The sequence below is a fragment of the Pseudomonas sp. TE31087 genome, from assembly GCF_057284075.1.
On the sequence record NZ_JBXVNN010000001.1, the window covers coordinates 3267708 to 3282825 of the forward strand.

The following is a 15118-nucleotide window of genomic DNA, read 5'->3' on the forward strand; positions in this document are numbered from 1 at the left end:
ACGGAGAGCTCCTTCGTGGATCAGGCGATTCAGTCCTTGAATGCGTGCACAGCGGGGCAGGAAAGAGCAGTGGAACACGCGACGGCCGAAACGCCTGATCTATGGCTACGAATTTCCTTTGAGGGAATGTGTAGCCGCTCAGGCGCGGGCGGTACGGCGTCGGGGACGGTCAAATGGTGTTAATACTTTGTCTAGGCGGCACGTGTTTCGCGGGTTTCAGCCGCTTGGCCATTGGATCCAACCGACGAACGGTCATGGCGAATGGCCAGAATGTGAAACGGTTTGTGGGAGCGTGCTTGCCCCGCGATGACGCCGGCACCGCAATCGCGGGACAAGCCCGCTCCCACGCAGTTCGCAGTCTGCAAGGCCAAGTAATCCCTTCAGGCGACCTCCGCCCCCTCATCCGGCCAATGCGGCTCATTGGCGCCCGGTGGTGTCAGCGGTGGCAGGCCATAGGCTGCCCGGGCGTCGTCACAGCTGGGGTTGTGCACGCCGTTTTCCCACGAAGCATCGAACTCGCGGCAGGGGCTGGAGCGGTTCTCGTAGATGGAGCACGCCACTTGCGTGCCGATCTCGCCACCCAGGCTGACGCAGCGGCAAGGCTTGGCGTCGGTGCCGATCATGGCGACCCGGGTCGGGTTGATCTGCACCACCAGATCGTCGGGCACCACGCCGCCGGCGGACTGGCATTCACCCCAGAAGAAAGACACACGAAAGTAGCCGCAGCAGGCGCCGCAGGTCAGGCAAGGGTTCTGATCGGACATGATGGCCAGGGAAGGAGGTTGTTGTTATCGGGGCGAGCGCCCGCGGCGCTATTTGTAATCCAGGCGCGGACGGCTGAGAAGAGGGGGAAGCAAAAAAAGATCGCCGCTGATCGGCGTTCCGAGGTAAGCGATATGCGCAGGTCTGTGTAGGAGCGGCCTCGTGCCGCGAAAGGGCTGCAAAGCAGCCCCGAGTTCTTGGCAATGCTGCATACATCCTGGGGCCGCTTCGCGGTCCTTTCGCGGCACAAGGCCGCTCCTACACCCGCGATAGCGCCCTGGCGGCTTACTTGCTGGTCAGCCCATCGGCCCGGAACATCTGGCGAATGCCGCGAATGGCCTGGCGAATCCGGTCCTGGTTCTCGATCAGGGCAAAGCGCACATGATCGTCGCCGTAGTCACCGAAACCGATCCCCGGCGACACGCAGACCTTGGCCTCGGCCAGCAGCTTCTTGGCAAACTCCAGCGAGCCCAGGTGCGCGTAGGCCTCGGGGATCTTGGCCCAGACATACATCGAGGCCTTGGGGTTCTCGACCATCCAGCCCAGCTCGTGCAGGCCCTTGACCAGCAGGTTGCGGCGCTGGCGATATTGCTCGGCGATGTCTCGCACACACTGCTGGTCGCCTTCCAGGGCAGCGATGGCGGCCACCTGCAGCGGGGTGAAGGTGCCGTAGTCGTGGTAGCTCTTGATCCGCGCCAGGGCGCTGACCAGCTCGGGGTTACCGACCATGAAGCCGATCCGCCAGCCGGCCATGTTGTAGCTCTTGGACAAGGTGAAGAACTCCACCGCGATGTCCTTGGCGCCCGGCACCTGCATGATCGACGGTGCCTTCCAGCCGTCGTAGACGATGTCGGCATAGGCCAGGTCGTGCACCACCAGCACGTCGTACTGCTTGGCCAGGGCCACAACGCGCTCGAAGAAGTCCAGCTCGACGCACTGGGCGGTGGGGTTGGACGGGAAGCCGAGGATCATCATCTTCGGCTTGGGGATCGACTCGCGGATCGCCCGCTCCAGCTCGTTGAAGAAGTCCACCCCTGGCACCAGCGGCACGGAGCGCACCTGGGCACCGGCGATCACCGCACCGTAGATATGGATCGGGTAGCTGGGGTTGGGCACCAGCACCGTGTCTCCCTGGTCGAGGGTGGCCAGCATCAGGTGCGCCAGACCCTCCTTCGAACCGATGGTGACGATGGCCTCGCTTTCCGGATCGATGTCGACCTCGTAGCGATCCTTGTACCAGTTGGAGATCGCCCGGCGCAGGCGTGGGATGCCGCGGGAGGTGGAATAGCCGTGGGTGTCCTCGCGCTGGGCGACCTGCACCAGCTTCTCGACGATATGCGGCGGGGTGGCGCCATCGGGGTTGCCCATGCTCAGGTCGATGATGTCCTCGCCACGGCGGCGGGCGGCCATCTTGAGCTCGGCGGTGATGTTGAAGACGTACGGGGGGAGACGATCGATGCGCGCGAAGCGGCGCGGCGAACCTGGGTTGGCCATGTGTTCCTCTAGAGACGTAAGCGCCCGGAACCGTCCGAGCGACGTTGGCCGCTGCGGCGGCCTGATTCAGAAGATAGTGCCGAAACAATATTTCTGTAAAGGATAATTTCCTGTTTTATTTAACATTTTCAGATGTATTTTTTGAAAATCAAAGATTTATGTTTTCAGGACCGGCCTCTTCGCGGGTAAACCCGCTCCCACAGGTACAGTGCAAGCTTCAAAGGCTGTGGGAATCCTGTGGGAGCGGGCTTGCCCGCGAAGAGCCCGGTACAGGAAAACAGGCATAAAAAAACCCCGGCACATGGCCGGGGTTCCTGGTGTAACAGGCTGCTGTATCAGCGCGCGTAGGTCATCAGCACATCGGCCGCGGTCTGGCTGTCCACGCCCATCATCACGCTCAGGGCGGTGACGGTGAGGATGGAGAAGCCGAACACCTTGCGGGCCCACTTGCTGTCGTCCTCGGCCTTGTAGCCGCCCCAGGCCATGTACAGCCAGTACAGGCCCATGGCGGCCGCCACGGCGAGGTAACCCAGGCCGGCATAGCCGCCGAGGGTCAGCATCAGGGTGGCGAGCACGAAGGCCAGTACGTACAGCACGATCTGCTTCTTCGCCGCGAGGATACCGCGTGCCACCGGCAGGACCGGAATGTTGGCGGCGCTGTAGTCCTTGAAGCGGAAGATGGCGATGGCGAAGCTGTGCGGCATCTGCCACAGGCTGAACATCACCAGCAGGGTCACCGCAGCCAGGTCGAAGCTGTTGCTCACGGCGCAGTAGCCGATCACCGGAGGCATGGCACCGGACAGGCTGCCAACCAGGGTGCCGTGCACCGATTTGCGCTTGAGCCACAGGCTGTAGAAACCGACGTAGACGACGAAGCCGACCAGGGCGCAGAACGCCGCCAGCGGGTTGGCTTGCACATACAGCAGGCTGAAACCCGCCACCCCGAGCAGGGTGGCGTAGATCAGCGCCAGGGGCAGCGACATGCCGCCCTGGACCATGACGCGGTTCTTGGTACGTTCCATCTTGTGGTCGATGTCACGGTCGATGCAGTTGTTGAACACGCATCCGGACGCGACCACCAGGGAAGTACCGATCACCACCGCCAGGAACAGGGCGAAATCCACATGCCCCTTAGCGGCAAGGAAGAAACCGCCTGCCACGGAAAGCACGTTACCGAAAATGATCCCCGGTTTGGTGATTTGGATAAAGTGCTTCACGGACATGCAGTCTTACCTCACTTGGCCAACATTTCGAAGTGGATGCTGAACATGATCCACAGCGACAGGCCGACCAACAGTGCAATTACCAGGACGGTGAACAGGAACGTCGACACATTGGAACGCTGCTCTTTCGAGCGGTCCATGTGCAGGAAGTACACAAGGTGCACGACAACCTGGATGACGGCCATGGCCACCACGATCAGGACGGTCAGGTTCTTCGGCAGGCTCGGGTACATCACCAGGCCGAACGGGATCGCGGTCAGGATGATCGACAGTACGAAACCGATCATGTACGACTTCACGCTGCCGTGATTACCTTCGTGGTGAGTGTCGTGTGCGTTAGCCATTACAGAACCCCCAGCAGGTAGACGACGGTGAATACGCAGATCCAGACCACGTCCAGGAAGTGCCAGAACAGGCTCAGGCAGCTCATGCGGGTCTTGGCGGTCGGCGTGATGCCGTGCTTGTTGATCTGGTACATCATGATTGCCATCCAGATCAGACCGGCAGTCACGTGCAGGCCGTGGGTACCGACCAGCGCGAAGAACGCCGACAGGAAGCCACTGCGCTGCGGGCCGTAGCCCTCGGCGATCAGGTGATGGAACTCATAGATTTCCATCGCGATGAAGCCGGCACCGAACAGGAAGGTCACGGCCAACCAGCCCAGCACGCCTGCCTTGTTGCCGGCGAACATCTTCAGCATGGCGAAGCCGAAGGTGATCGAGGACAGCAGCAGGAACGCGGTTTCAACCAGCACGAAGTCGAGCTGGAAGATGTCGTGACCCGACGGGCCGCCGGCGAAACCGCCGGACAGCACCGCGTAGGTGGCGAAGAGCGACGCAAACAGGATGCAGTCGGTCATCAGGTAGAGCCAGAAACCGAGTACGGTCATCTGGCCCGAGTCGTGGTGGTGGTCGTCGTGCGCATGGTCATGACCATGCGCGCCACCGTGGATTACTTGACTGGACATTGATTACACCCGTTCAAACGATTCGACACGTGCGCCGGCAGGCAGTGCACCTGCTTTGGCCAGCGCTTTCATGCGCTCGCCTTCGATGCGCGCCACTTCTTCGGCCGGAACCATGTAGCCCTGGTCGTCACGCGCGGCGTGGCGAACGAAGACAGCGATGGTTGCCACCAGGCTCGCGCCGACCAGCCACCAGATGTGCCAGATGAAGGCGAAGCCGAACACGGTCAGCAGCAGACCCATGAACAGACCGGTGGAGGTGTTGCTCGGCATGTGGATCGCTTCGTACTTGGCAGGTGCCTTGTACGCAGCGCCGGCTTGCTTGGCTTCGTGCCAGGCGTCCAGGCCAACATGCTCAGGCATGTGAGCGAAGTTGTAGAACGGAGGTGGCGACGAAGTCGACCATTCCAGGGTACGGCCGCCCCATGGGTCGCCGGTGACGTCCATGTTGTCCTTGCGATCGCGAACCGAGACGTAGATCTGGATCAGCTGGCAGGCGATACCGAACAGGATCAGCACGGCGCCGACCACGGCCACGTACAGGTAGGGTTCCCACAGCGGGTTGTCGGAGTGGTTCAGACGACGGGTCATGCCCATGAAGCCCAGGGCGTACAGCGGCATGAACGCGACGTAGAAGCCGGAGATCCAGAACCAGAAGGCAGCCTTGCCCCACTTCTCGTTCAGGGTGAAACCGAAGGCTTTCGGGAACCAGAAGGCGAAGCCGGCGATGTAGCCGAATACCGCGCCACCGATGATCACGTTGTGGAAGTGGGCGATCACGAACAGGCTGTTGTGCAGAACGAAGTCGGCACCTGGAACAGCCAGCAGAACGCCGGTCATGCCACCGATAGAGAAGGTGACCATGAAGCCCAGGGTCCACATGATCGGCGCGGTGAAGCGCAGACGGCCCTGGTAGATGGTGAACAGCCAGTTGAACAGCTTCACACCGGTCGGAATGGAGATCAGCATCGTCGCCAGGCCGAAGAAGGTGTTGACGCTGGCGCCGGCACCCATGGTGAAGAAGTGGTGCAGCCAGACCGCAAAGCCCAGGATGGCGATCGCGCCCGAGGCGTAGATCATCGAGTGGTGACCGAACAGGCGCTTGCCTGCGAAGGTCGAGGTGACTTCCGAGAACACGCCGAAGGCCGGCAGGATCAGGATGTAGACCTCAGGGTGACCCCATGCCCAGAACAGGTTGACGTACATCATCGGGTTCCCACCAAGCTCGTTGGTGAAGATATGGAAGTCCAGATAACGGTCAACGGTCAGCAGGGCGAGCGCGGCGGTCAGGATCGGGAAGGAAGCGACGATCAGCACGTTGGCCCAGGTGCAGGTCCAGGTGAAGATCGGCATGTCCATCAGCTTCATGCCAGGGGCGCGCATCTTCATCACGGTGACGAGGAAGTTCACGCCGGTAAGCGTCGTACCCAATCCGGATAGCTGTAGCGCCCAGATGTAGTAGTCGACACCCACCCCAGGGCTGTACTGGATACCCGCGAGCGGCGGATAGGCAACCCAGCCGGTCTTGGCGAATTCACCAACGCCCAGCGAGATGTTGACCAGCAGCACGCCTGCCAGCAGCAGGTAGAAGCTCAGGGAGTTCAGGAACGGGAAGGCAACGTCACGTGCACCGATCTGCAGCGGAACCGCGAGGTTCATCAGGCCGGTGAAGAACGGCATCGCCATGAAGATGATCATGATCACACCGTGGGCGGTGAAGATCTGGTCATAGTGTTCAGGCGGCAGGTAGCCTTCGGAGCCACCGGTGGCGGCGGCAAGCTGGGTACGCATCATGATGGCGTCGGCGAAGCCGCGCAGCAGCATGACCATAGCGACGATGATGTACATCACGCCGATTTTCTTGTGGTCGACCGTGGTCAACCACTCGGTCCACAAGTAGGTCCACTTGCGGAAATAGGTGATGGCACCAACGACAGCGATACCACCGAGCGCGATCATGGCAAGCGTCACCATGACTATCGGCTCGTGATACGGTATCGCCTCCAGAGTTAATTTACCGAACATCTCTTACTCCTCTGCACCGGCAGCTGGTTGCATACTCGATTCCACACCCTTGGTAGTGGCCAGGTCTTTGCTGCCTGCTTCTTCGTGGTTCGGACGACCGCGGTTCATGCCTTCGTACTTGTCGACGATGCGCTGGAACTGGTCAGCCGGAGCCTCGCTGTACAGCGCGACTGGGTTGTTTTCGCTAGCTTTGGCCAAGGCGTCATATTCGGCCTGGTCCAGTTTCTTCGGCGATGCCTTCACTTCAGCGACCCATGCATCGAAGTCAGCTTGCGAGGTGGCAACAGCCTTGAATTTCATACCGGTGAAGCCGGCGCCGCTGTAGTTGGCGGAGATACCGTCAAACACACCGTTCTCGTTGGCGATCAGGTGCAGTTTGGTGGTCATGCCGGCCATGGCGTAGATCTGGCCGCCCAGACCCGGGATGAAGAAGGAGTTCATCACGGCGTCGGAGGTGACACGGAAGTTGACCGGGGTGTTGGCCGGGAAGACGATCTTGTTGACCGTGGCGATGCCCTGTTCCGGGTAGATGAACAGCCACTTCCAGTCCAGCGCGACCACGTCGATCTGCACCGGCTTCACATCGGAATCCAGTGGACGGTACGGGTCCAGCTTGTGGGTGGAGTGGTAGGTGAAGTAACCCAGGGCGATGATGATCAGGATCGGGATGATCCACACCGCGGCCTCGATCTTGGTCGAGTGCGACCAGTCGGGGGTGTAGGTGGCGGCCTTGTTGGAAGCACGGTACTTCCAGGCGAATGCCAGGGTCATGATGATCACGGGCACGACCACCAGCAGCATCAGGCCGGTGGCGATCAGGATCAGGTTCTTCTGCTCAATGCCGACCTGGCCCTTCGGGTCGAGCAGGGTCCAGTTGCACCCACTGAGTAAAAGCATGCCTAAAAAGGGCAATATGCCAAACAGTCTGGGGTAACGCTTTTTACTCATCTCACGACCTCTAGATCAGCTTGCTTCAATGCAATTTGTGTTTTGGTAGCCAACACTTCGTCCTGCCAAGTGCGGCAATTGGCGCCCGTACTCGCCCCTGCCAGGGATCCGACTGCAGGATCTTGGCGTCAAGCGGGTGTGCGGTGCTTATGGTTTCGTAGGCAACAGGCCTGTACTTCAGACCAAGTCCATTTGGTGCGGAAAACGCGGAGGGGGGTCCGCCCGGTATCGCCGTTGGGCGAAACTTGACGAAGTCAGCAAATGGAAAGCGCTGCGGCTTCCATCAATCCTGCGACTTGCAAGCAGTGCCGAACGGAAATTGGGGGCGATTGTAGATAGGTCGTTCAACGATGACTATGACTTATTGAGCAACAGTCTTTTACAGAATGCGTAACAATGCTGGTCAAAAAATCAACTTCGCGACAGTTTGTCGCACCCCTTCCAGTAGCCCTGAAACCCTTGCCGCGCAAGGGCTGGTGGCTGACCTGGATCAATCGTGCGGTGCGCACTGCGGCTTATCTCGCCGCGCAATAGACCCAGGTCAATTCGGGACTTTGGTCTAAGCGCGACGTCGGTTTCGGTAGATCCCCAGGGGCACCAGCACCGCCGTCAGGACGAAGGCCACCAGCGCCCATTGCGCCAGCGACAGGCCGAGGATCGGCGGGTACGGGGTGGAGCAGAAACCGTCGACCTGGAAGGCCAGCGGCCAGAGCTTGGCCAGCGGCAGGTCGTCGACGATGGGCTGCAGGGTGTCGATGCCGCAGCTGACCATCGGGTTGGCGAGTATATACACATGGTTACCCGCCGCAATGATCCCGCCGATGGCGCTGAGCACCACCAGCGCCTCGAAGAAGGTCAGGCTGCGACGCCCGGGCATGGCTGCGGCGATGAAGGCGAAGAGCGCGATGAACAGCAGGGCATAGCGCTGCAGGATGCACAGCGGGCAAGGCGCCTCGCCCAGCACCACCTGCATGTACAGGGCGCCGCCGATCAGCGCCAGGCAGATCACGCCGAGGAGCACCAGAAAGCGCCGTTCCCGATTCAGGCGCGATGAGAGTTCGTTCATTGCCGATTCCTTCGATGGAGAGTGGCAGCGCGGGCTGCCCGAGGGGCGCCCAGTCTACACGCTGGAGATGACCTTTGAATGCATCGAGGAGGGGCGTGCGCGGCTATCCATTGATGACCTAGGACCGAGCGGGTCGGTTTCGGTTCACTGGCCAACATGAAAAATGCGCCAGCTTGAGCACCGGACAGGGGCAGGCCCCTCGACACCCGGGAGTGAAGGATACGGTAATTAAAGGAGGATTAAAGATGAACGCCAGTGTGGAGGCGTTCATCTCTTTCTATATAGAGAAGGGATAGGCCCAATCGCTGCGGTTCGGCGCTCGGCCACGCCGATAGCGCCGAATGCTATCGTCCGTTTCGTTCTCGATTACCCACGGCCGGGAGCATCCGGGTGCTGCCGGCGCGACAGAACGCCGAACCGCAGCGATTGGGATGAATCGCGGGGCAAGCCCGCTCCCACGCCAGCACTACCTGGTTCAGCGTGGGAGCGGGCTTGCCCCGCGATGGGCTCAGCGTTTCACTCCAACGCCGCCGCCGGCCCGAAGAACTCGTAACGGCTCTGCCCTTCCGGCACGCCCAAGCTCTTGAGCTGGCGCTTGATCGCGGCCATGAAACCCTTCGGCCCGAGGAAGTAGGCATCGATGTCACGCTCACGCGGCAGCCACTCGCCCAGAAGCGACTGGTCCAGCAGGCCCACGGCGTCGGCGACCTGGCTGCCATCGTCCTCGGCGTAGCAATAGAAGCGCTTGAGCTGCGGATGACGCGCCGCCAGGCCGTCGATCCAGTCGCGGAACGCATGCACCGCGCCATTGCGCGCACAGTGGATGAAGTGCACCGGACGCTCGGTCTTGAGCGCCGCCTCGAGCATTGCCAGGGTCGGGGTGATGCCCACGCCGCCACTGATCAGCACCAGCGGCTTGTCGCTGGCGGCCAGGGTGAAGTCACCGGAAGGCGGGAACAGCTGCAGGGTGTCGCCGACCATCAAGCCGTCATGCAGGTAGTTGGAGACCTTGCCACCCGCCTCACGCTTGACGCTGATGCGGTACTGCTCGCCGTCGCACAGGGCCGACAGCGAGTAGTTGCGACGCTGTTCCTGGCCATCGATGAACAGTTGCAGGCCAATGTACTGGCCCGGCTCGGCCTTGAGCACCGGCTTGCCATCGACAGGTGCGAAGTAGAACGAGACGATCTCGCTGCTTTCCTGCTCGCGGCGCACCAGGCGAAACTCGCGGGTACCACGCCAGCCGCCAGCGGCTTGCTCCTTCTCTTTATAGAGGTGCTCTTCCGCGCCGATGAGGATGTCGGCCAGTTGGCCATAGGCGGCGGCCCAGGCGGCGATCACTTCAGGGGTGGCAATGTCCTTGCCCAGCACTTCCTCGATGGCGCGCAGCAGGCAGCTGCCGACGATCGGATAGTGTTCGGGGAGGATCTGCAGGGCCACATGTTTGTTGATGATCTGCCCGACCAGGCCGCCCAGCTGCTCGAGCCGGTCGATGTGGCGGGCGTACATCAGCACGCCGTTGGCCAGGGCGCGCGGCTGGTCGCCGCTGGCCTGGTGCGCCTGGTTGAACAGCGGACGCACCTCGGGGTACTCGCTGAGCATCAGTTTGTAGAAGTGGGTGGTCAGGGCCTCGCCACCGCTTTCCAGCAGGGGGACAGTGGCCTTGATGATTGCACGTTGTTCGGCATTGAGCATTGCGACAACTCCTGAGCCTTTGGCTTCGAATGGTTGCGTAAGGCTTTTCAGCAATCGTGCCAACTTTAAACACCAATAAAATCAGGCTTTTGAGCACATCAGTGTCATAAAGACACACCCAGGCGTATAGTCATTACGACCAACAGGAGTCCATATGACTGCAAAGCCCCTGCTCACCGCCCTCCTCCCCCTGGTCAGCGACCTCTCCTGCGACCTGCCCGATCAGGAGCGCTACCGCCGCCTGCTCGGTGCCATGCGTGGCCTGCTGCCCTGCGATGCTGCAGCGCTGTTGCGCCTGGACGGCGAATGGCTGGTGCCGCTGGCGGTGGACGGCCTGTCGCCAGACACCCTGGGGCGGCGCTTCAAGGTCAGCGAACACCCGCGCTTTCAGATTCTCCTCGGGCGCCCGGAGCCAACCCGCTTCGCCAGCGACAGCCCATTGCCCGACCCTTATGACGGTCTGGTCAATGCCGAGCATGTCGACCTCGAAGTCCACGACTGCATGGGCTGCCCGTTGATGGTCGACGAGCGCCCGTGGGGCCTGCTGACCCTCGACGCCCTCACCCCCGGACAGTTCCAGAGCCTGGAGCTCGATGCCCTGCAGGCCTTCGCCAGCCTGGCCGCCGCCACGGTGACCGTGGCCGAGCGCATCGAGCACCTGGCCCTGCGTGCCGAGGACGAACACCAGCGCGCCGAGGTGTACCGCCAGGCCAGCGGCCAGGACCGGGAACTGATCGGCCAGAGCAAGGCGCACAAACGTCTGGTCGAGGAGATCCGCCTGGTCGGCGGCAGCGACCTGACCGTGCTGATCACCGGCGAGACCGGCGTCGGCAAGGAGCTGGTGGCCCAGGCCCTGCACCACGCCAGCCAGCGTGCCGACAAACCGCTGGTCAGCCTCAACTGCGCCGCCCTGCCCGACACCCTGGTGGAAAGCGAACTGTTCGGCCATGTGCGCGGCGCCTTCACCGGCGCCCACGGCGAACGCCGGGGCAAGTTCGAGCTGGCCAACGGCGGCACGCTGTTCCTCGATGAGGTCGGCGAGCTGCCCCTGGCGGTGCAGGCCAAGCTGCTGCGTGTGCTGCAGAGCGGGCAACTGCAGCGGCTGGGCTCGGATCGCGAGCACCGGGTGGATGTGCGCCTGATCGCCGCGACCAACCGCGACCTGGCCGAGGAAGTGCGCAGCGGCCACTTCCGCGCCGACTTCTACCACCGCCTGAGCGTCTACCCGTTGCACGTGCCACCGCTGCGGGACCGGGGTCGCGACGTGCTGCTGCTGGCCGGCTACTTCCTCGAACAGAACCGCTCGCGCCTGGGGCTGGGCAGCCTGCGGTTGTCCGCAGACGCCCAGGCCGCACTGCTGGCCTACAGCTGGCCAGGCAATGTGCGCGAACTGGAGCATCTGATCGGCCGTTCGGCGCTCAAGGCGCTGGGGCAACACGGACAGCGGCCGAAGATCCTCACCCTGGAGGCGGCCGACCTCGACCTGCGCAACGTGGCGCCGACCCCGCAGTTAGAAACCGAGGTGCCGCCGGCCGACGCGCCATTGCCCGAGGGTGGGCTGCGCGAGGCAGTGGATGATTATCAGCGGCAGATCGTCGAAGCGTGCCTGAATCGCCACGGGGACAACTGGGCCGCCGCCGCGCGGGAACTGGGGCTGGACCGGGCCAACCTGAGCCGGTTGGCCAAGCGACTGGGACTGCGCTAGCTTCAGGCCATGTGCCGCCCCTGCAGGAGCGGCCTTGTGCCGCGAAAGGGCTGCGCAGCAGCCCCTCATATCGATGAAACGCTGAAACTGCCGGGGCCGCTTCGCGGCCCTTTCGCGGCACAAGGCCGCTCCTACAGTTACAGCCCCGCGATGGACTGCAAATAGCAAACTAAGCTAAAGCCTGACGCCAAAAAGCCGATAACCCGGCATCCTCCCCCATTTCGAACCGAAGGTTGCCCATGGCCACGCAAAAAGCCCGCGCGGACTCGTTGTCCCTGCTGCTGTTCACCCTGCGCAGCGGCAAGCTGATGGCAATCAACCTGCTCAAGGTCAGCGAGATCATCCCCTGCCCGCCGCTGACCAAGCTGCCGGAGGCCCACCCGCACGTCAAAGGCGTCGCCACCCTGCGCGGCAACTCGCTGTCGGTGATCGACCTGTCCCGGGCCATCGGCGAAATGCCCCTGGCCGACCCCGACGGCGGCTGCCTGATCGTCACCGAGATCAGCCGCTCGCGCCAGGGCCTGCACGTACAGGCGGTGAGCCGCATCGTCCATTGCCTGAGCACCGACATCAAGCCGCCGCCCTACGGCTCGGGCAACCGCTCGTTCATCACCGGCGTGACCCGGGTCGACAACGCCCTGGTGCAGGTGCTGGACATCGAGAAGGTCATCCATGGCATCGCCCCGCCGCCCCACGAGCCGCACCCGGGCGAAGTCAGCGAGGAAGACGCCAGCCTGCTGGCCGCCGCCAATATCCTGGTGGTGGACGACAGCCAGGTCGCGCTGCAGCAGTCGGTGCACACCCTGCGCAACCTCGGCATCGAGTGCCATACCGCGCGCAGCGCCAAGGATGCGATCAACGTGCTGTTGGAACTGCAAGGCACCGACAGGGAGATCAACATCATTGTCTCCGACATCGAGATGTCCGAGATGGATGGCTTCGCCTTCACCCGCACCTTGCGCGAAACCCCCGACTTCCAGCACCTGTACATCCTGCTGCACACCTCGCTGGACAGCGCGATGAGCGGCGACAAGGCCAAGCTGGCGGGGGCCAATGCGATCCTGACCAAGTTCTCCTCGCCGGAGCTGACCAACTGCCTGGTGACGGCGGCGCGGGCGGTGGTGTTCGAGGAGCGCTGAAAGCCAGAGCGTGAAGAGCCATGCGAGTGCATGGCTCTTGAGGCCTCAGCGGCTATTCGTCGACTGAGGGCGGGGCTGCGAGGCCGCCCTGGAAACGACTGGCTCTCGGTTCGGCGCTTTCACGGCCCCCCGCTTCCAGGTCGGCCACTGCTCGACCTTTTCTCGACATTCATCGAGGTAACGAAGAAATTCCTCTTTACTTCCGTTCATCGGAATCATCCTTCAAGTACATTGACAAAGTATACCCAGCCTCATCCTCATGATCGATGTATGAACAAGGCAGCATCTGGGTGCGCAATCTAGCATCTGCTTCAGTCCAGTCAACCGTTTGCCCATCCTCGGTCTTACGTATGACAGCGTAGCCGCTACCCAGACTCATGGAAAACAGATCAAAGAAGCTTCTTGGGCCCACGCCGATGAAGGCGTCAAAAAATACCCCTTTGTGCGAACGGTCCTGGGAAATCGAATCCGAATGAAATTTCTGAGCCTTACTCTTGGGGTAAGGCTCGACATAAACCACACGGTCGACACCTGCGGCAATAATGTGTTTTGCACAGTTGTGACAAGGGTAAGTGGTGCAATACAGCGTGCTATCAACTGCACTTACCCCCATTCTTGAAGATGACAGCAGCGCTTCCATTTCCGCATGGACGACCCGCCCGTATTCAGTGATATCTTTTATTCCGCTATTTCTTATCAACGGCGCCACCTCATCCCGACAGTGCTCGGGTAATGAGCGAATGATGTTGTCTACAATCTCCTTTTTTTGCATGGCGTTGGAGTCCTCGCCTCGTTTGTAGTCCCTTCCATCCTCCTCATCCACAATTTCATGTGCTTCACTCCTGGTTGGCCAGTACAGGCCGCCTCCTGCCTTGGGTACATCGTTAGCCCCCGTTGCGATGATGCAATCGTGCTTGGTCAGTACAGCACCGACCTGCCGTGATAGGTCAGCGGACCTCAGTGAGGCAGAAAATGCCATGAACATCGCATACTCATCGAAAGTGGGGGTGACGTAGGGCTTTCCGAACAACAGATCCAGAATTCGCCAGACCTGATTCTTGAGGGCATCAAGATTCCCGTCATAACTGACAAAGAAATCAGACAAATGGTAAGTATCTCGGGTGTGCTGCCCATGTGGCTCTTTTTCGTTCTCATCCCGTGAAATCAGATCCGCCGCCTGCTCCTTAGTCAACTGCAAGTCCTTGAGAAGATAGCGACTTCTGCGCTCATGGTCCGCATGCACGCCGATCAAGAAGAACCCTCCAGCGTAAATCTTCCGCAGTCGCTGCACCTCAAACGGTGTTTTCAGTGAGTTGATCAGATAGGCATTTCTACCAGGCGCTCCCTGATTTTTCTGGTACCTCAATTGGCTGATGGCGACAGCAGCACCCAACGCCAGTATCGAATTATCCCCTGACACCTCTCTTAACCGATTACCTTCACGCATGTACCTGTCTATACGCTCAACGCGGTTTTCTGTGTCCGGAACGTTCCCGATTTTTGAAATAACCTCACTGGATATACGAATGGAGTTAGAGGTATAGCGAAACGCCTTGAGCCGATCTTCGACAATTTGGCAAACCACTTTCAGGTCAGTTCCCAGTGCCCCGACGAATCCCAGAACCAACTCGGAATCCGCATAGGAATCATCCAGGAAGGACATATTCATGAATTCAGGAGCGTGCGCAAGATTTTCCATGAGTGGCCGGGCATCGGGCATGGCCTCACCGTCCTGTGACAGTATCCCTCTTACCAACTGCTCCAGTTCCAGGGAGGACTCCGGCTTCCCCTGAAAACTCAGTTCACCCGTGCCCGGGTACCAAGACATCACACCACCGCTATGGGTGCGAAACTCAAACTGGTTCGGGTTAAGTTCTTTCCATGTTCCAACCTGCGCCAATATTTCCAGGCGCTCCTTCAGCTGCGCGAATGATCCCTCGAAACGCATTCCATGACCTCACCGTTGCCCGTTGGCTTTTGAATCCCTACAGGTATAGCCACGAATCATCCTCTTTCCAGCGCGAGCAATGCTTGCTAATAAAGTTTCAGCCTTCCGCTAAAAACGTAGGAAAATTCACAATTTGCGTTGCGTCAATG

Annotated in this window: 12 protein-coding genes; 2 read left to right on the forward strand and 10 right to left on the reverse strand. The window is 61.0% G+C overall.

Annotated features, from left to right (window positions below):
* Nucleotides 1-380 precede the first annotated feature (380 nt).
* The 9 genes from ACZ899_RS14640 to hmpA form a co-directional block, all read right to left on the reverse strand.
* Nucleotides 381-764, reverse strand: a complete 384-nt coding sequence (locus tag ACZ899_RS14640; protein WP_050703800.1) for a YkgJ family cysteine cluster protein — start codon at nucleotides 762-764, stop codon at nucleotides 381-383.
* A 283-nt stretch (nucleotides 765-1047) separates the two neighbouring features.
* Nucleotides 1048-2256, reverse strand: a complete 1209-nt coding sequence (alaC, locus tag ACZ899_RS14645; protein WP_203647943.1) for an alanine transaminase — start codon at nucleotides 2254-2256, stop codon at nucleotides 1048-1050.
* Between the two features lie 335 nt (nucleotides 2257-2591).
* Nucleotides 2592-3479, reverse strand: coding sequence for a heme o synthase (gene cyoE / locus ACZ899_RS14650; protein ID WP_028689798.1), 888 nt, complete (start codon nucleotides 3477-3479; stop codon nucleotides 2592-2594).
* 11 nt (nucleotides 3480-3490) lie between these two features.
* On the reverse strand, nucleotides 3491-3823 hold the full coding sequence (gene cyoD / locus ACZ899_RS14655; RefSeq protein WP_186713218.1) for a cytochrome o ubiquinol oxidase subunit IV: 333 nt from the start codon (nucleotides 3821-3823) through the stop codon (nucleotides 3491-3493).
* Nucleotides 3823-4446: a cytochrome o ubiquinol oxidase subunit III gene (locus tag ACZ899_RS14660; RefSeq protein ID WP_023629875.1), complete on the reverse strand. Its 624-nt coding sequence runs from the start codon at nucleotides 4444-4446 to the stop codon at nucleotides 3823-3825. The genes cyoD and ACZ899_RS14660 overlap by 1 nt, the downstream gene beginning before the upstream one ends.
* A 3-nt stretch (nucleotides 4447-4449) precedes the next feature.
* Nucleotides 4450-6468, reverse strand: a complete 2019-nt coding sequence (gene cyoB, locus ACZ899_RS14665; protein WP_050703798.1) for a cytochrome o ubiquinol oxidase subunit I — start codon at nucleotides 6466-6468, stop codon at nucleotides 4450-4452.
* Nucleotides 6469-6471: 3 nt separating this feature from the next.
* The gene (cyoA, locus tag ACZ899_RS14670) at nucleotides 6472-7416 is read right to left on the reverse strand and encodes a ubiquinol oxidase subunit II (RefSeq protein ID WP_028689802.1); all 945 of its coding nucleotides are present in this window, start codon (nucleotides 7414-7416) and stop codon (nucleotides 6472-6474) included.
* A 559-nt stretch (nucleotides 7417-7975) separates the two neighbouring features.
* Nucleotides 7976-8482 (reverse strand): disulfide bond formation protein B, encoded by a 507-nt coding sequence (locus ACZ899_RS14675; protein WP_203647945.1) that lies wholly within the window; start codon nucleotides 8480-8482, stop codon nucleotides 7976-7978.
* Between the two features lie 516 nt (nucleotides 8483-8998).
* Nucleotides 8999-10177 carry an NO-inducible flavohemoprotein gene (gene hmpA / locus ACZ899_RS14680; protein WP_234560469.1) on the reverse strand — a complete coding sequence of 393 codons (1179 nt, stop codon included), beginning with the start codon at nucleotides 10175-10177 and terminating at the stop codon, nucleotides 8999-9001.
* Between the two features lie 154 nt (nucleotides 10178-10331).
* Between hmpA and norR the strand changes: the two genes are divergently transcribed.
* Together norR and ACZ899_RS14690 are read left to right on the forward strand one after the other, a co-directional pair.
* Nucleotides 10332-11882: a nitric oxide reductase transcriptional regulator NorR gene (gene norR / locus ACZ899_RS14685; RefSeq protein ID WP_234560468.1), complete on the forward strand. Its 1551-nt coding sequence runs from the start codon at nucleotides 10332-10334 to the stop codon at nucleotides 11880-11882.
* A 239-nt stretch (nucleotides 11883-12121) separates the two neighbouring features.
* Nucleotides 12122-13021, forward strand: a complete 900-nt coding sequence (locus ACZ899_RS14690; RefSeq protein WP_203647948.1) for a chemotaxis protein — start codon at nucleotides 12122-12124, stop codon at nucleotides 13019-13021.
* 196 nt (nucleotides 13022-13217) lie between these two features.
* On the opposite strand, the gene ACZ899_RS14695 is transcribed toward ACZ899_RS14690, so the two are convergent.
* Nucleotides 13218-14969: an anti-phage dCTP deaminase gene (locus ACZ899_RS14695; RefSeq protein ID WP_232854698.1), complete on the reverse strand. Its 1752-nt coding sequence runs from the start codon at nucleotides 14967-14969 to the stop codon at nucleotides 13218-13220.
* Between the last annotated feature and the right edge of the window lie 149 nt (nucleotides 14970-15118).